This is a genomic window from Nocardia carnea NBRC 14403, from assembly GCF_000308515.1.
Lineage (GTDB): Bacteria > Actinomycetota > Actinomycetes > Mycobacteriales > Mycobacteriaceae > Nocardia > Nocardia carnea.
This window is the reverse complement of record NZ_BAFV01000057.1, coordinates 71,661-88,527: the sequence shown is the minus strand read 5'-3', so window position 1 is coordinate 88,527 and position 16,867 is coordinate 71,661. Positions and strand designations below refer to the sequence as shown.

Below are 16,867 nucleotides of genomic sequence, written 5' to 3'. Positions count from 1 at the left end.
GACGCGCGGATCACGCGCCGGCACCCGCTGTCACGGCAGGGGCGGATTGGCGTGTTCGTCGCCGTGGAAATCGACCGAGGAATACTCGCGCAGCTTGGTGAGCCGGTGGTAGGCGTCGACCATCCGGACCGTGCCCGATTTCGACCGCATGACGATCGACTGGGTGGAGGCACCGCCACCGTAGTAGCGGACGCCGCGCAGCAGGTCGCCGTCGGTGACGCCGGTGGCGCAGAAGAAGACGTTGTCGCCGGACACCAGATCCTCGGTGACCAGGACACGATCCAGATCGTGGCCGGCATCGATCGCCTTCTGGCGCTCGTCGTCGTCCTTGGGGGCGAGTTTGCCCTGCAGCGTGCCGCCCATGCAGCGGATGGCGGCGGCAGCGATGATGCCTTCCGGGGTGCCGCCGATGCCGACGAGGATATCGGTGCCGGAATCGGGGCGGGCCGCGGCGATCGCGCCCGCGACATCACCGTCGGAGATCAACCGGATCCGGGCACCGGCTTCGCGGACCTCCTGGATCAGGCCGGCGTGCCGCGGCCGGTCCAGGATGCAGACGGTGATATCGGACACCGACGCGCTCTTGGCCTTGGCGACCTTCCGGATGTTCTCCGCCATCGGCGCCGAGATATCGATCACATCGGCCGCATCGGGGCCCACGGCGATCTTGTGCATATAGAACACGGCCGACGGATCGAACATGGCGCCGCGTTCGGCGACCGCGAGTACCGAGATGGCGCCCGGCGAACCCTTCGACATCAGGGTGGTGCCGTCGATCGGGTCGACCGCGAAGTCCACTTCGGGGCCGGTGCCGTCGCCGACGTTCTCCCCGTTGTAGAGCATGGGCGCTTCGTCCTTCTCGCCCTCACCGATCACCACGACACCGCTCATCGACACCGAGCTGACCAGCTGCCGCATCGCATCGACGGCCGCTCCGTCGCCGCCTTCCTTGTCGCCGCGTCCCACCCAGCGGCCCGCCGCCATCGCACCGGCCTCGGTGACGCGGACGAGTTCGAGCGCGAGGTTGCGGTCGGGCGCCTCGCGGCGGCTCGAAGGGGTCGCGGATGCCGTCATAGCGGGTGCCTCCTTGGCGTCGGAACTTCGGGGTAATTGTCGCATTGACCCGTTCCGCGGAAATGATCAGCTGGTACGGCAGTACCGGGGGCGGGGCGGGGTGGTGCCTCTACCACGGTGGATACTGGGAGCGTGCCGAACAAGAAGCCACGCATCATGAACGACTACCGGGATCTCGTCTGGTCGCTGATCCCGTTGGTACTGATCGCCGTGGTGTTCGCCGGGCTCACCAGCCAATGCAGTTTCGCGGCCAACGGTCCGACACAGGGCACGATCCCGAGTTTCGATGCCGCCGCGGCCCTGCGCTCCGACGCGCAGAACCTCCGGTTCCCGGTGCGGGAACCGGCGCTGCCGGAGAACTGGAAACCGAATTCGGGCAGCCGCGACACCATCCCCGCCGCCGGGGGCGGCACGGTGAGCACCATCGGTTACATCACCGGCGCCGGCACCTACATGGAACTGAACCAGAGCGACGCCACCGAAGAAGTGCTGATGGACCATGTGGTGGGCACCCGGTACGCCACCGGCACACGGGAAACGGGCGGCCAGAAATGGGTCGTGTACGACGAGCCGGACGCCGAACCCGCATGGGTCGCCGATTTCGGGGACAGCCGGGCGCTGATCCGCGGCGCCGGCGATACCGCGGCCTTCGAGACGCTGGCCGCGGCGGTGACGGCCGCGCAGCCGCTACCGTCCCGGTAACCGGCTATTCCCGCTCGGAGTCGGCGAGCGCCTTCTCCACCCGTTGCCGGGCACCGGCCAGATGCTCCTCACAACGGTTGGCCAGGGCCTCGCCGCGTTCCCACAGGGCCAGAGCATCGTCGAGATCCATACCGCCCTGTTCCAGCATCTTCACCACATTGACCAGTTCGTCACGGGCGCGTTCGTAGCCGAAACCGGCGATCTCGCCCAGTTCGTCGGTGGCGCTGGTATCGGGCACGGTCAGGTCCTCTCGGTGTGGTGCGGTTCAGCGGTATCGTTCGCGCCCGGCTCGGCGCCGCGCCGGGTCGGGGAGCGGCCCTCGCCGAGCGGGATCGTCCCCAGGCCGGCGGCGGAAATCGCGCCGTCACCGACCCGGATCCGTAGCTGACTACCCGCGGGTGCGTCCTCGATACTGCGCACCACATGGCGTTCGGGGCCCGCCACTCGCTGCACGACAGCGTAGCCGCGGGCCAGCGTCGCGGCCGGTCCCACAGCGGTCAGCTGGCGCCGCAGATGCCCGGCGGTGGTGGATTCGGTCCGGAGCAGATCCGTGACGGTGCGGCGGGCGGCGGCGCGCAGGCGTTCGACCTCGTCGTGGCGGTGGCCGAGTTCGCGCAGCGGGTCGGCCAGGACCGGCCGCGAACGCAGTTGCGCCAGCGCCGCGGCCTCCCGCTGGACCCAGCCGCGCAGGGCGGCGGCGGAGCGGGAACGCAGCTCACGGACCAGCGCGGTTTCGGCGGCCGCATCGGGGACGACGCGTTTGGCGGCATCGGTCGGGGTGGCGGCGCGCAGATCGGCGACCAGGTCCGACAGCGGGGAATCGGGTTCGTGACCGATCGCGCTGACGATCGGCGTGGTCGCGGCGACGATCGCGCGGCACAGGGTCTCGTCGGAGAAGGGCAGCAGATCCTCGACGCTGCCGCCGCCGCGCGCCAGCACGATCACCTCGACAGCGGGATCACGATCCAGGTCGGCGAGCGCGTCGAGAATCTGCGATACCGCGGAAGGCCCCTGGACGGCGGTATTGCGCACCTCGAACCGCACCGCGGGCCAGCGGCCGCGGGCCACGGTCAGCACATCGTGTTCGGCCGCGCTACCGCGGCCGGTGATCACACCCACGGTCGCGGGCAGGAACGGGAGAGGTCGTTTGATGCGCTCGTCGAACAACCCTTCCGCGGCCAGCAGCGCCTTGAGCCGTTCGATCCGGGCCAGCAGTTCACCGACGCCCACCGGGCGGATCTCGGTGACCCGCAGCGACAGGGTGCCGCGACCGGTGAAGAACGACAGTTTGCCGTACACCACCACCCGGCTGCCTTCCTGCAGCGGGACCGGGGCGTCGCGCAGCAGCGCCGGATCGCAGGTGACCGATAGCGACATATCGGCGGCGGGGTCGCGCAGGACGAGAAACGCGGTGCGGGTACCGGGCCGCAGATTGATCTGGGTCAGCTGTCCCTCGACCCAGATACTGCCGAGCCGGTCGATCCACTGGGCGACCTTCATCGACACCGAACGCACCGGCCACGGCTGTTCGGCGGAATTGGCGGGGGCGGGCGGCTGCCCGGACCGGCCGGAACCGGCCCGGCCGGCCGCGGACACCGAATCGGCTCCCGTCACTGGGCTCGCACGGTGGCGATCCGGTTGGTCAGCATGGTGACGAATGCCGCGCGGTCCCGGGTGCGCTGCTCGTAGTCCAGCAACGCGACCAGGTCGGCAACGGTCAGCGTGCGCAGACGGCCGCGCAGCTGGGCGAGCGTCATATTCGGGTAGTCGTAGCGGGCGCCGACCTCCGGAAGTTCGGGCTCGGCGGTATCCGCCGGCCCCGAATCGTTCTTCGCCTCGGCTCGGGCGGTATCGCCTGCCTCCGGCTCCGCGGCACTCGTGGCTTCCGGAGCAGGCGCAGTCTCGGGCTCCGGGGCGGAGGTGCCGGTTTCCGGGGCGGGCTCCGTCGCGACCCGCTTCTCCCACGCTTCGGTCTCGAAGGTGGTGGCCTCGGGTACCGCACTACCGTTCTGCATGGCACGCAGCCCGGCCAGAGTTTCCTGCAACGCCAGCTCCACCTCGACCGGATCGGAATCGAAGCGGTCGAACCCGCTGTCCCGCGCCGGTGCAGCCGCACCGGGCCGGCGTACCGGCAGGTCGTCGTCCTCGTCGAAGGTCGCCCATTCCGGCTGCTCCTCCGGACGGTTGACGATCCGGTCGAAAACCGAATCACCTTTGATCGCGAGACTGGTGACGAACTGCTGGGCGTGCATCCCTGCTTGTAGCAGCTGGCTCACCGCGGTTACGGGGAACTTGACCGCTGCGGAAGGCAGCCGTCGCGTCTCTTCCAAGACGTAGACGGCGGCTCCGGCGGCGACACGGGCCAGGAACGGTGGTCGAAACATGGTACTAGCCTGCCCGATATCGCATGGTCCGCAAAAGAGGGTGAGCACACTCGGCCCGGCGCGGCGACAGCGGGCGGGTGTGCCACTGCGCACGGCCGCAGCAGGGGCTCGGGTACGCACGTATCCTGTCGGCATGTCCTCGGCCATACCGTTGAATGTCGGAATCACTCGCTCGGCAGGCGCCGCCACCGTCACCGCCGAGGGGAAACGAGTGCTGCTCGCCGAACCGCGCGGCTACTGCGCGGGCGTGGACCGCGCGGTGGAAACCGTGGAGAAAGCCCTGGAGAAACACGGCGCGCCCATCTACGTCCGTAAGGAGATCGTGCACAACCGCCATGTGGTGGAAACCCTGCGCGAACGGGGCGTGATCTTCGTCGACACCACCGACGAGGTACCCGAGGGCGAACTCGTGGTGTTCTCCGCCCACGGCGTCTCCCCGGCCGTCCACACCACCGCCGCCGAACGCAACCTGCGCACCATCGACGCGACCTGCCCCCTGGTGACCAAGGTGCATCAGGAAGCCAAACGATTCGCCCGCGACGACTACGACATCCTGCTGATCGGTCACGAAGGCCATGAGGAAGTGGAAGGCACCGCCGGCGAGGCGCCCGACCACGTGCAACTGGTCGACGGACCCGGCGCGGTCGACGGGGTGCGGGTGCGCGACGAATCCAAGGTGATCTGGCTGTCGCAGACCACGCTCAGCGTGGACGAGACCATGGAGACCGTTTCCCGGCTGCGCGAGAAGTTCCCGGCGCTGCAGGATCCGCCCAGCGACGATATCTGCTACGCCACCCAGAACCGGCAGGTCGCCGTGAAGGCGATGGCACCGGAATGCGATCTCGTGATCGTCGTCGGATCCCGGAACTCGTCGAACTCGGTGCGCCTGGTGGAGGTGGCGCTGGGCGCCGGCGCGAAGGCGTCATATCTGGTGGACTACGCACGCGAGGTCGATCCGGCCTGGCTGGAAGGCGTGCAGACGGTCGGAATCACCTCCGGAGCCTCGGTCCCGGAGATCCTCGTGCGCGGAGTGCTGGACATGCTGGCCGAATACGGTTTCGGTGAGGTGCAGCCGGTGACCACCGCCAACGAGACCCTCGTCTTCGCTCTACCGCGAGAGTTGCGCGCCGCCCGGCGCTGACCCGGAACCACACCGGCCGCCGGTCATCGGTCCGGGCAGGTTCGCCACCTTCGGCGGCTGCCCGCCGATGGCCGGCGGTTTCGATTACGCCCGATCCGGTACCCGGGTCGATTACGCCGATAGGCGGCCGCGCGAGGATAGGGAGTTCTGCCCGCACTGGGCTGACGGCTGTGGTTCAGCAGCGATAGTGGGTGCCGGGCTGTCGACCCGGCCGTTCACATCCGTTCCGGGCGCCGGCGTTCCGGGATGGGCTCCCGATCGCGGAACCGGGCGACCTGTGGCTGGCGCGGTGGTTCGCCGCCACCGCGCCGGGGGCGCGCTCGGGCAGGTTCTTCCGGCATCGGGGCGCCGGCGCGCGGTGGGCGGGGTGGATGCACCTCCCGGCCCCGCGGCTGGGCCTCTCGGGCGCGCGGGGCGGCCGCTCGCGCCGGTTGTTCGCCGGCCGGCCGGCCGCGCCCACCGCGCCGTGAGGGGTCGGGGGCGGATTCGCGGGTGTAATCCGGTTCGGGGTTCTCCGGACGCTTCGGACGGGGTTTGGCCTTGGTCTTCGTGCTTGCCTTCGATCGTGCGGCCAGTGTTTCGGCGCGTGTCGGTTTGGCCCCGCGTGCCGGTTTTCCCTCGCCCGCCACCGGACGCTTGGATTGTCCACGCCCGGGCCGTTTGGCGGTATCGCGGCGCGGCCGGTCTTCGGTACGGCTCCGCGGCTCCGCGCGGCTCGTGCGCCGTTCGCGCCGCGCCCAGCTGGTACCGCGCCGTGCCTCGACGGTTTCCCGGGCCGTTTTCTCCGACCGGTACTGCGCGATCCGGATCGCGGCCACCAGCAACACCAGCACGGTGGCCAGCATCATCGGCGGAAAGCGGTGAACCAGCGGGATGGCCAGGTTCAGCAGGATGTCCTTGAGCGAGGAGGTACTGCTTCCGGTGAGCTGGCGGTAGGCGATCGGGACCGCGATGAACAGCAGTAGCGGCGGTAACACCATCGTCGTGAACAAGCCACGGAACCGCACGACCGCCACGGCCGCCAGGCAGCCGACGATATAGAAGGTACTGAAGGTGCCGGTGAGGTCCGTGACATCGCCGAGGGCGTCGATGAGGAAGCCCACGAATGTGCACGCCGCCGCGATGAGCACCGCGGCATACGCCGGTACGCCCGGCACCGTCGGCAGTATCGAACGTTGCGGCGCGGGCACCCGGGAATTCACTCGTTGGGAAGCAGCCACGTAATGAACACTATCGCCCGGAAGGGTCGGCCGCGTTACGGCACGGCGGGTCCGGCGCCACGATTGTGCGGAAACCGTGCTCGGCGGGCGTATTCATGACTGTCCAGTCCCGTAGGTGGCGCCCACCACGATGGCTCATTCGAGACACGGGGCCGGAGTGGGACACCGTCGCCGGCGCGCGATACGGCCGGATCGGCGGGCGGAGAACGACGTCGGCGTGTTGCCGGTGTGGCGTCGCCGGGAATCGGATTCGCATTGAAAGGTGTCGGTGGGTTGCCCTAAGTTCGCGGTCATGCGAATCCTGCATACGTCGGACTGGCATATCGGGCGCACCTTCCACGGCGTGGACCTGCTGGCCGACCAGGAGCGGGTCCTGGAGGCGATAGCGGGACTCGTCGCCGTGGAGGGGGTGGACACCGTTGTGCTGCCGGGCGACGTCTACGACCGGTCGATCCCCAGTGCCGACGCTATCGCGGTGTGCAACAGGGGTTTCGAGGCGATTCGTGCTGCCGGGGCGCGGATCGTGGCCACCTCGGGAAACCACGATTCCCCCACCAGGCTCGGCGCCGGGGCCAGTTTCGCCGCCGCCGGTGGGTTGTATCTGCGCACCACCGTGGCCGATTCGCACCGGCCTGTCCTGCTGTCCGATTCGCACGGGGAAGTCGCGTTCTACGGGATCCCCTACCTGGAGCCGGAGATATGCCGGGCCGAACTCGGGGTGCCGCAGGCCCGCTCCCATGCCGAGGTGCTTGCCGCGGTGCTGACCCGTATCCGCGCCGATATCGCGGAGCGCCCGGGAGTTCGGGCGGTACTGCTGGCACACGCCTTCGTGACCGGTGCGACGGCCGGTGGTTCGGAACGTTCCATCTCCGTGGGCGGGGTGGAGACGGTACCGCTACAGCTGTTCGCCGAACTCGCGGCCGACTATGTGGCCCTGGGACACCTGCATTCCCCGCAGACACTGGCCGAAACGGTGCGCTACTCGGGTTCGCCGCTGCCGTACTCGTTCGGCGAGAGCTCACATCGCAAGAAGGTGTGGCTGGTCGATCTCGACGCCGCGGGCCCGGCCCGGGTACGGGAACGCGAGCTGCCGCAGGTGCGCGGTCTGAGCAGACTCACCGGAACCCTGGAGGAACTGCTCGGCGATCCCGCCTGGGAACCGGCCGAACAGCACTACGTCTCGGTCACCCTCACCGATTACGCCCGGCCGGTGGACGCCATGCGCAAACTACGGGAGCGGTTTCCGCACGCGGTACACGTGGAATGGGAGCGCCCACAGGCGAGCACAGCACTGAAATACCGGGAGCGGGTGCGCGGCCGCGACGATACGGATATCGCCCGCACCTTCCTCGGCGATGTCCGCGGCGAACCCAGCGAAACCGAGATGCAGTGGCTGGCCCGGGCAATGGCCGCCGCGGTACGTGAACCCGAATCCGGCGGTAGCGCCACCATGGAACCGGCGGCTGCCGGAACGGAACTCACGGCATGAGATTGCACCGGCTGGAGATAACGGCGTTCGGTCCGTTCGCCGAAACCACGACGATCGATTTCGACGAACTCGGTGCGGACGGGCTGTTCCTGCTACACGGCCGTACCGGAGCGGGAAAGACCACGATCCTCGACGCCATCGCCTACGCGCTCTACGGCCGGGTCCCGGGCGCCCGCGGAGACAAACGCCTGCATTCCGATCATGCGCCCGCACAAACCCGGCCGGAGGTGAAGCTCGAGGCGACCCTGGGGGGCCGCCGGGTCCGGATCATCCGCAGCCCGGAATTCGAACGGCCCAAACTGCGCGGCAGCGGAACCCGGGTGGAGAACGCCAAGGCCACTCTTGCCTGGCTGGACGGCCGCGGTACGAATCTGTCGCGGATCAACGAGATCGGCGACGAGATCATCCGCCTGCTCGGTATGAGCGCCGATCAGTTCTTCCAGGTCGTGCTGCTGCCGCAGGGAGATTTCGCCCGCTTCCTGCGCGCCGAGAACGAGGACCGGGAACGACTGCTGGAGAAGTTGTTCGACACCGGCCGCTTCGGCACGGCCGAACAGTGGCTCGCCGCGCAGCGCAAGAACTCCGGTGAACAGATCGGGGCCCAACAGCGCAATGTCGAGGACCTGATCACCCGGGTCGCGGTCACCGCCGGTATCGACCGCACCGAACGGATCGACATCCTCGACGCGGTCGAATGGTCACAGGATCTGCTGACCACCGCCCGCGGCGACCTGGAAAGGGCACAACGCGAACTGGCGCTGCGCCGGGAGGAATCGGCGGACGCCGACGAACAGGCGGAAAACGAACGGCGTGCGGCCGAACGCCGGCGCCGGCTCACGCTCGCCCGGCAGCAACTCGACGACTACGCGGCCGGCGCCCGGCAGCGCGAAGCCGACCGCGCCGAACTGGAACGCGCCGGGCGCACCGAGCCGGTCGCCGCCGCGCTGGCCGAGGCCGAGGCGGTGGCGGAATCCGCGCGCGATCGCGATGCGGAAGCCGAAGAGGCGGCTCGGCGATTGAGGCGACTTGCCGAGGAGCCCGAAAGCCTGGATGTTCCGGGTATTCATCTGGTGCGTCCGGGGGCGCATATCGATCGGTCCGCCGGGAACAGGCAGAGTGGGACCGCTCCGGGAACATCCGCGGCCGATGAACTCGCCGCCGGGATGGAGCCGAGTAGCGACGAAGACGGCAACGACTTCGCTCTTTTCGCCCTGGATCCGGAGCCGGCACCGGGTGTATCGGCACCGCCCGAAGCCGAAGCCGAAGCCGAAGCCGAAGCCGAAGCCGAAGCCGAAGCCGAAGCCGAAGCCGAAGCCGACAAGGCGACTGGGCCGGGCGCGGGCGTCGATTCCGGAGCGAGCACCGCGACCGGCGCTGGTACGCGGCCCGCTGCGGCGACCCCGGACGAGGATCTCACGCTGGATACCGCGATCCGCGGGTGGAGCGCGCACCTGGGCAAACTCGAAGAGATCCGGTCTGCCGCCGGGGATGCCGAGAAGCTGCGGAGCGAACTCGGCGCACTGCACGAATCCGATGCGCGGCTGCGCGAACGGGCGGCCGAACTCACCGCCCGCCGGGCACAGCTACCGGAGACCCTCGCGACCGCCCAGACCCGGGCGCGAGAGGCCGACGACGCGAAGGCGGCACTGCCCGGGCTGCGGTCCGAACACCAGCGGTTGCAGCAGGCGGCCACTGCCGCGGTCGAACTCGCCGGGGCGCGAACCAGGCTCGATCGGGCGCGTGTCGATTCGGACACGGCGCGGGCCGGCCATCTCGAAGCCCGCGAACGGGTGCTGGACCTGCGTGCGCAGCGTCTGGCCGGGATGGCGGCGGAACTGGCCGGGCACCTCGTCGACGGGCAGGCCTGTGCCGTCTGCGGATCGGCCGACCATCCACAGCCCGCGCGTCCCGGAGCCCTCTCGATCTCCGAAGAAGACGAAGCGGCAGCCGTTGCAGCCGAACACGCCGCTCACCTCACCTCGGAGCGTGCCCAGAGCGCGATGGCCGAGGTGGAACGCGAAATCGAAGCATTCATCGCCCGCGGCGGGGATACCGATCGCGTGGAACTCGCCGCCGCCCTGGACCGGGCGACCGACCGCTGCGGTGACGCGGAAGAACTGGCCGCCACGGCCGATGAATGCGCCGCCGAGATCACGCGTCTGCGTGCGGAGGAGAACCGGCTGCACGACGCCCTCCGCGAGACCGAAACACAGCTCGGTGCGGTGGCCGAGCAGATCAGGGCCGGACAGAACCGGCTCGCCGACACCGAGCGCAAGCTGCGCACCGCGGCCGGCCGCGACGCGACGATCGGCCGCCGTCGCGAACGCCTGTACGCGCTGATCGCCGCCGCCGGGGACCGGCGCGAAGCCCTGGCGGCCGCGCGGGCAGCGTGGGAAAGTGTTGCAGGTGGCGTGGTACGCCTTCACAAGCTCGCGGCCGCCGCAGGGTTCGATTCGGGTACGAACGCGATCGAGAATGTGGACCGTTCAGGTATCGCGGCCGCTGCTCCCGCGACACTACTGGCCGCATTGCGCTGGTACGCGCCCCTGGTCGCCGCCGCGACCCGAACCCGGGAACGGCAGGAAGCCCTCCGTACAGCTCTTTCCGCCGCAGAAGAGTTGCGGGCGGCGGCGCAGGCCGTGGTCGATGAGCCGGAGATCCAGGCGGCGGCTGCTACCGAGCCCCGTGACCAGGAGGGGCTCGCGGAGGCGGTGCACAAGGCCCGGCAGGCGCTGGACGAGGCGGTGGCTGTCCACGGGGCCGCTGTGCAGCGGGTGACCCGGCTGGAAACACTGTGCGGACAGTTGTGGGCGGCCGTGGATCTCATCACCCCGGCCCAGCGGGCGCACCGGGAATTGGCGGAGCTGGCCGAGGTGGTTGCCGGCCGTGGCGAGAACAACCGCCGGATGTCGCTGCGGTCCTATGTGCTCGCGGCCCGGTTGGAGGAGGTCGCGGTGGCGGGGTCGGTGCGGTTGCGCCGGATGTCGGGCGGGCGTTACGAATTCGTGCATACCGACCGCGCCGGTACGCACGGCCGGCGCGGCGGCCTGGGACTGGATATCCACGACGACTACACCGGTGCCGTCCGCCCCGCCCGCACACTCTCCGGCGGGGAGACATTCATGGCATCGCTGTCGCTGGCACTGGGTTTGGCCGATACCGTCGCCGCCGAGGCGGGCGGGATCATCCTGGACACCCTGTTCATCGATGAAGGTTTCGGCAGCCTGGACGCCGATACTCTGGACGCGGTGATGGGCGTGCTCGACGAGCTGCGTGACGGCGGCCGGGTGGTGGGCCTGGTGAGCCATGTCGACGAGATGCGCCAGCGCATCCCCAGCCGCCTGCACGTGATCCGCGGAGCCCACGGTTCCCGGGTGCAGACCACCGTCGTCTGAATCGCGCTGATCCCGGCCCCCAGTTCCCGGCGCCTTGTAGTGGTAGCGCGGAGGGGCCGTTGAGCCAGTGGATCACGACGTCGGTCAGCATCGCGTCACGATCGACTGCGTCCGGGGGTACGTCCGCCGAACCGGTCCGGTCCTCCGCTGGTCCACGATCCAGGCCGGCCGCTCCACCGGTGAATCGGCGCGTGCGGAGGACAGTGTTTGTGGCCGGGTGCCTGCAGCAACGCGTAGGCACCGAGCGCGTCCGCCGGCGAGCTGTTGAACGTGAGCAAACCGGCACTGGGGGTTGCTCACGACCGGGTGTCCGGAGTCGTCAGCCGACGGACTCGTGGTCGAGCAGCCAGCGCTTGGCGGGCAGCCCCCAACGGAAACCGCCCAGGGTTCCATCGGTGCGCAGGATCCGGTGGCACGGTACGAAAAGTGCGGCGGCATTGCGGGCACAGGCGCCGGCGGCGGCGCGGGTGGCGGCCGGACGGCCGGCGCGGGCCGCGAACGCTGTGTAGGAGATCGGGTTTCCGGCGGGCACCGTGCGCAGCACATCCCAGGCGTGTGCGAGGAATTCGCCCGACCGCTGCCGTACCGGGACGGCGTCGATGGCGGTGACGTCGCCGCGGTGGTAGGCGGTAACTGCCGCGGTCACCGAGCCGAGTTCGGTGCGGGCGCGCAGATCGTCCGGCCGCAGCGTGGGGTGGACGAGTACGCGCAGGTCCTCCGGTGCCGCGGTCCAGCCGGCCGCCAGTACCGCCCCGTCCGTGGCGACGATACTGGTGAACGGGCCGAGTGGGGTGTCGACGGTCGCGAAATCGGCGGTGCCGGTACGAGCGGGGGAGATGGTGGGAGCAGACATCACGAGATACTCACTTTCGCTTCGGAATCAGCGGTTTTCGCGGCAGCGGCGCCGGTCGCGGTGCGGGCACGCAGCTCGGATCGCCACAGTTGCATGGACAGGTAGGAGCGCCAGGGGGACCAGCGCGTGGTGTCGGACAGGTCGATCCTGTGCCGGGCTGCGCCGCGGCGGACCACGAGATCGGTGGTGAGCAGGATGTCGGGGTCGGCGAGCAACCGCATGGTCACGTAGTCGGCGGTCCACGGGCCGACGCCCGGAAGCGCCATCAGCTCGCGGCGTAGGTCGGCGGCCGTCCGGCCTTGGTGCAGGACCAGCTCGCCGCTCGCCAGCGCGGCCGCGGCGGCCGTGATCGACCGGATGCGCTGGGCGGGGCCGGCCAGTACTTCCGCGCCGTGCTCGGCGATCGTGGCGGGGGTGGGGAAGAGTCGCGGTATCGGGCCGTCGGTGGGTTCGCCGAGCGCGGCGACCAGGCGGGCGGTATGGGTGTTCGCGGCCGCCACCGAGATCTGCTGCCCGATCATGGTGCGCAACAACAACTCCGCGGGGTCCGCGCAGCCGGGTACTCGGATGCCCGGGGTGAACGGCGCGGCTTCCCCGGGGAGTTGCCCCGAGTGCAGGAGTGCTTCGTCGACGGCGACCGGATCGGCGTCCAGATCCAGTAGATGCCGGATCCGCGCCACCGTGGGTGCGAGATCGCGCATATCGCGCAATGCCAGTTCCGCGCGGACATGGCCCGGCAGCACGCTGAGCCGTATCCCCGCGTAACCGTGCGGGGTGCGGAGATTGCGCAGGTAGGAGCCTTCGCCGGTCGGCCCGGTCTGCCATATTTCCAGGCCGGGGGTCGTATGGGCCGACAGGAACCATTCGAGCCAGTCACGGTCGAGTGGTTCGCGATAGGGCAGGCGCAGGGTGAGGGTGCCGCAGGCAGTGGGGGTCGCCGGGTCGTTCGACCACTGCCCGTCCTCGCGGCTGTGCCGCTGACCTCGCCGCTGTGATTCGGCGCTGCCTTCACACTGTGCCCCGGAGCGACCCTGCCGCTGCGAATCCGTGCGACTCCGCCGCTGGGCCTCCGCACGCATCGTGCTCGGGCTCACCGCGAACACCTCGCGCACGGTGTCGTTGAACTGGCGGATACTCGCGAAACCCGCGGCGAAGGCGATATCGGACATCGGCATATCCGTGGTCTGGATGAGCAGCCGCGCCGTATGTGCCCGATGGGCCCGGGCCAGTGCGAGTGGGCCGGCGCCGAGTTCGCTGGTGAGGACCCGGGTGAGCTGGCGCTGCGAATAGCCCAGCGTCGCCGCCAGCGCCGAGACTCCGCCGCGTTCCACCACGCCGTCGCCGATGAGTCGCATGGCCCGGGCCGCGAGATCCGCGCGGGTGTTCCACAGTGGCGATCCCGGCGCGGCATCGGGCAGGCAACGCCGGCACGCCCGGTAACCGGCCTGCTGCGCGGCGGCCGCCGTCGGCAGGAAGGTCACGTTGGCGGGTTTGGGGGTGATGGCCGGGCAGGAGGGGCGGCAGTAGATCCCGGTGGTGCGGACGGCGGTGTAGAACTGCCCGTCGAACCGGGAGTCGCGCGCGGTGACGGCGCGATAGCAGCGCTCGAAATCCAGGACCGTGATGCTCACCCGATTTACGATGTCATCTCGCGCCGACCATGGCTAGCGGAAAACAGACATCGCAACGGGTGAGTCTCCGAGGTGCCGCGCCGGCTGTTTCCCCAGGTGTCAACGCTGCGGCGAATGGTCACCGGCTGTATCGCCGCGGAGCGAATACCAGGGCCGACACGCTCCGGCCGGCCTCGAAACCGATCGTGCCCGTATCCGAGCAATGCTGTTGTTCCGGCATCGGCCTGCTCGAGCACGGCACCGATGAGGCTTGTTCGGCGTCCCTGGCCGGGGGCTGGGCGGCTACCGGTGCCGGCCGGATCGTGGTACCCGGTGTTTCCGTCAGCAGCAGCGGGCGCCCGGGTTTCGTTCCGCGTCGGCATACCGTTCACGCCAGTACGCGCTTTTGTCGGCGATCGGCTTGTCCGGGTGGACACGGCGCATATGGGCGACGTATCGCTGGTAGTCCTGTCCGCCGACGACGGAGTCCAGATACCAGCCGACCGTCCGCACCGCCCGGATCACCGCGGCGGCCCCCGCACGCCACGGTGTGTGACGTGCGGGGGCCGCCGGGGCGGCGCGGCGAATCAACTGCGGACCTCCGCGTGCGCCGAACCCGGCGCCGCGACCTCACCCTTGGCGATCAGCTCGTCCCACTCCTGCTGCACTTTCTTCTCTGCGGGGGTCGGGAGGAAGCCGCTCGGCGCGAAAATCTTCGACGGCTCCTCCGGCGATTCCGTGGTGGACGTGCCACCGGATTTCCAGGCCCGATAGCACACCCGGGCCCCGGCGAGCACCACGATCAGCACCAGCACAGCGAAGATGATCGACAGCGCCCCTTGGATGAACGTATTGCGGATCACCGCGTCCACATCGCCGGGGGTTTTGGCGGTCAGGCAGAGTTCGCCGGCGTCGCGGGCGGCGCGGCAGATGCTGTTCTGCTTCCAGTAACCCACCTTCGGATCGGCGGAGAAGATCTTCTGCCAGGAGGCGGTCATGGTGACGATCAGGTCCCAGGCCAGTGCGATACCCGGGATCCACGCCCACTTCGTCAGGCCCTTCTTCACCAGGATCGTCACCACCACCACCAGCGCGATCGCCGCCAGTAGCTGGTTGGCGATCCCGAACAGCGGGAACAGGGCGTTGATCCCGCCCAGCGGGTCGGTGACGCCCATGAGCAGGATCGAACCCCAGCCGGCCACCACGATCGCCGAGCACAACCAGGCGCCGATCCGCCAGGACGGGTCGGAGAACTTGCGGGCCGGGCCGCGCAGATTACCGAGCGAATCCGAGAGCATGAACCGTGCCACGCGGGTTCCCGCATCGACCGTGGTGAGGATGAACAGCGCCTCGAACATGATCGCGAAGTGGTACCAGAAAGACTTCATGGCGCCGCCGCCGAGGAAACCGGAGAATACCTCGGAGATGCCGATCGCGAGGGTGGGTGCACCGCCCGTACGCGAGATCACCGATTCCTCGCCGACGTCTACTGCCGCTTGGTCCAGCGCGGCGCCGGTCGTGGGCGGCCCCGAGAGACCGAGGCCGTTTGTATAGGCGGCGGCGGTTTCGGCTGTCCCGCCGGTTGCACCCGCCGGCGCGTTCATCGCAAAGTACAGGTGCTGGTCGATGATCGAGGCCGTGATCAGCGCCATCACCGCCACGAACGACTCCATCAGCATGCCGCCGTAGCCGATCATCTTGATATGGGATTCCTTCTCCACCAGCTTCGGCGTCGTTCCCGACGACACCAGCGCGTGGAACCCGGACAGTGCACCGCAGGCGATGGTGATGAACAGGAACGGGAACAAGCTGCCTGCGAACGCCGGCCCGGTGCCCGAGGTCGCGAACTCCGAAACAGCGGGCGCCTTCAGAACGGGCATCGTGACCAGGATGCCGATCGCGAGCAGGAAGATCGTGCCGATCTTCATGAATGTGGACAGGTAGTCGCGCGGCGCCAGCAACAGCCAGACCGGTAGCACCGAGGCCACGAAGCCGTAGGCGATCAGCATCCAGGAGAGCGTGACCGGCGAGAAGGTGAACCAGCCGGCCCAGGTCTCGTTCTCGTTGACCCAGCCGCCCCCGATGATCGCCAGGATCAGCAGTACGAAGCCGATCGCGGATACCTCGCCGACCGCGCCCGGCCGCAGGTACCTCAGGTAGACACCCATGAACAGGGCGATGGGGATGGTCATCGCGACGGAGAAAACACCCCAGGGGCTCTCCGCGAGCGCATTGACCACGACCAGCGCGAGCACTGCCAGCAGGATCATCATGATCGCCAGTACGCCGATGATCGCGGCGCCGCCGCCGATCACCCCGAGTTCGTCACGCGCCATCTGGCCGAGACTGCGGCCGCGCCGCTTCGTCGACACCCACAGCACCAGGTAGTCCTGGACAGCGCCGGCGAATACGACACCGACGATGATCCAGATCGTCCCCGGCAGATACCCCATCTGCGCCGCCAGCACCGGACCGACCAGCGGACCGGCACCCGCGATGGCCGCGAAATGGTGCCCGAACAGCACCCGCCGGTCCATCGGCATGAAGTCTTTGCCGTTGTCCAGGATCTCGGCGGGCGTCGCGAGGTCGTCGCGGGGTTTGACCACCTTGTATTCGATCAGCCGGGCGTAGAACCGGTACGCGATGATGTAAGTACAGACCGCGGCGATCACGATCCAAATGGCATTGACCGACTCACCGCGCGAGATCGCGAGGATTGTCCAGGCCACCGCCCCGAGCACCGCGATGGCCGCGAAGATCGCCTTCTTCGCGGGGGTGATCGGGGAGCGGTCGACCACACCGACCGGTGGCCGATCGGGGTCGGTCTTGAGGTATTCGATTGTCCCCATCGGGCAACTCCTGTACAGCGAGCGGACATGCCTGTCACATGAAGTTAACCGATGGGTACCGGGCGGTCGGACGATTGCGCCGAACGGTCGCTGTGGCGCGGCGAGCGGACGACGCCGGGTTCCCGCACCGCCGCCGAAGTGAGCAATTTC

Annotated in this window: 13 protein-coding genes; 4 read left to right on the top strand and 9 right to left on the bottom strand. The window is 69.2% G+C overall.

Annotated features, from left to right (window positions below; genetic code table 11):
- Window positions 1–30: 30 nt before the first annotated feature.
- The gene (glpX, locus tag ON22_RS21390) at window positions 31–1,074 is read right to left on the bottom strand and encodes a class II fructose-bisphosphatase (RefSeq protein WP_033243378.1); all 1,044 of its coding nucleotides are present in this window, start codon (window positions 1,072–1,074) and stop codon (window positions 31–33) included.
- A gap of 132 nt (window positions 1,075–1,206) precedes the next feature.
- Here glpX and ON22_RS21385 point away from each other — a divergent pair, with 132 nt between their 5' ends.
- A complete protein-coding gene (locus ON22_RS21385) occupies window positions 1,207–1,776 on the top strand; it encodes a DUF4245 domain-containing protein (RefSeq protein WP_033243377.1) in 570 nt (189 codons plus the stop codon).
- A gap of 4 nt (window positions 1,777–1,780) precedes the next feature.
- Here ON22_RS21385 and ON22_RS21380 read toward each other — a convergent pair whose 3' ends face one another.
- The 3 genes from ON22_RS21380 to ON22_RS21370 are packed head-to-tail and all read right to left on the bottom strand — an operon-like array spanning window position 1,781 to window position 4,160.
- A complete protein-coding gene (locus tag ON22_RS21380; protein WP_051157906.1) occupies window positions 1,781–2,020 on the bottom strand; it encodes an exodeoxyribonuclease VII small subunit in 240 nt (79 codons plus the stop codon).
- Entirely contained in the window at window positions 2,017–3,372 is a 1,356-nt protein-coding gene (xseA, locus tag ON22_RS21375) for an exodeoxyribonuclease VII large subunit (protein WP_051157920.1), read from the bottom strand. The genes ON22_RS21380 and xseA overlap by 4 nt, the downstream gene beginning before the upstream one ends.
- Before the next feature lie 14 nt (window positions 3,373–3,386).
- On the bottom strand, window positions 3,387–4,160 hold the full coding sequence (locus ON22_RS21370; RefSeq protein WP_033243375.1) for a lipid droplet-associated protein: 774 nt from the start codon (window positions 4,158–4,160) through the stop codon (window positions 3,387–3,389).
- 133 nt (window positions 4,161–4,293) lie between these two features.
- Here ON22_RS21370 and ON22_RS21365 point away from each other — a divergent pair, with 133 nt between their 5' ends.
- Complete coding sequence (locus ON22_RS21365; protein ID WP_033243374.1) at window positions 4,294–5,301, top strand: 4-hydroxy-3-methylbut-2-enyl diphosphate reductase; 1,008 nt, start codon at window positions 4,294–4,296, stop codon at window positions 5,299–5,301.
- Window positions 5,302–5,516: 215 nt separating this feature from the next.
- Here ON22_RS21365 and ON22_RS21360 read toward each other — a convergent pair whose 3' ends face one another.
- Window positions 5,517–6,521: a DUF6542 domain-containing protein gene (locus ON22_RS21360; RefSeq protein ID WP_197039648.1), complete on the bottom strand. Its 1,005-nt coding sequence runs from the start codon at window positions 6,519–6,521 to the stop codon at window positions 5,517–5,519.
- Window positions 6,522–6,813: 292 nt separating this feature from the next.
- Between ON22_RS21360 and ON22_RS21355 the strand changes: the two genes are divergently transcribed.
- Together ON22_RS21355 and ON22_RS21350 are read left to right on the top strand one after the other, a co-directional pair.
- Window positions 6,814–8,010, top strand: coding sequence for an exonuclease SbcCD subunit D (locus tag ON22_RS21355; RefSeq protein ID WP_033243373.1), 1,197 nt, complete (start codon window positions 6,814–6,816; stop codon window positions 8,008–8,010).
- Window positions 8,007–11,405 carry an AAA family ATPase gene (locus ON22_RS21350; protein ID WP_033243372.1) on the top strand — a complete coding sequence of 1,133 codons (3,399 nt, stop codon included), beginning with the start codon at window positions 8,007–8,009 and terminating at the stop codon, window positions 11,403–11,405. Before ON22_RS21355 ends, ON22_RS21350 begins: the two co-directional genes overlap by 4 nt.
- A 319-nt stretch (window positions 11,406–11,724) precedes the next feature.
- On the opposite strand, the gene ON22_RS21345 is transcribed toward ON22_RS21350, so the two are convergent.
- The 4 genes from ON22_RS21345 to ON22_RS21330 all read right to left on the bottom strand — a co-directional run bounded on the left by ON22_RS21345 (window position 11,725) and on the right by ON22_RS21330 (window position 16,717).
- Complete coding sequence (locus ON22_RS21345; protein WP_051157905.1) at window positions 11,725–12,258, bottom strand: methylated-DNA--[protein]-cysteine S-methyltransferase; 534 nt, start codon at window positions 12,256–12,258, stop codon at window positions 11,725–11,727.
- Entirely contained in the window at window positions 12,258–13,889 is a 1,632-nt protein-coding gene (locus ON22_RS21340) for an Ada metal-binding domain-containing protein (protein WP_063820625.1), read from the bottom strand. The genes ON22_RS21345 and ON22_RS21340 overlap by 1 nt, the downstream gene beginning before the upstream one ends.
- Window positions 13,890–14,210: 321 nt before the next feature.
- Window positions 14,211–14,459 (bottom strand): YbdD/YjiX family protein, encoded by a 249-nt coding sequence (locus tag ON22_RS21335; protein ID WP_306306613.1) that lies wholly within the window; start codon window positions 14,457–14,459, stop codon window positions 14,211–14,213.
- Complete coding sequence (locus ON22_RS21330) at window positions 14,456–16,717, bottom strand: carbon starvation CstA family protein (protein WP_033243370.1); 2,262 nt, start codon at window positions 16,715–16,717, stop codon at window positions 14,456–14,458. Before ON22_RS21330 ends, ON22_RS21335 begins: the two co-directional genes overlap by 4 nt.
- Window positions 16,718–16,867: the final 150 nt, after the last annotated feature.

Coding starts and splice junctions, on each gene's coding strand:
- glpX (WP_033243378.1), bottom strand. CDS start 1,074: ATGACGGCATCCGCGACCCCTTCGAGCCGCCGCGAGGCGCCCGACCGC.
- ON22_RS21370 (WP_033243375.1), bottom strand. CDS start 4,160: ATGTTTCGACCACCGTTCCTGGCCCGTGTCGCCGCCGGAGCCGCCGTC.
- ON22_RS21365 (WP_033243374.1), top strand. CDS start 4,294: ATGTCCTCGGCCATACCGTTGAATGTCGGAATCACTCGCTCGGCAGGC.
- ON22_RS21355 (WP_033243373.1), top strand. CDS start 6,814: ATGCGAATCCTGCATACGTCGGACTGGCATATCGGGCGCACCTTCCAC.
- ON22_RS21350 (WP_033243372.1), top strand. CDS start 8,007: ATGAGATTGCACCGGCTGGAGATAACGGCGTTCGGTCCGTTCGCCGAA.
- ON22_RS21345 (WP_051157905.1), bottom strand. CDS start 12,258: ATGTCTGCTCCCACCATCTCCCCCGCTCGTACCGGCACCGCCGATTTC.
- ON22_RS21330 (WP_033243370.1), bottom strand. CDS start 16,717: ATGGGGACAATCGAATACCTCAAGACCGACCCCGATCGGCCACCGGTC.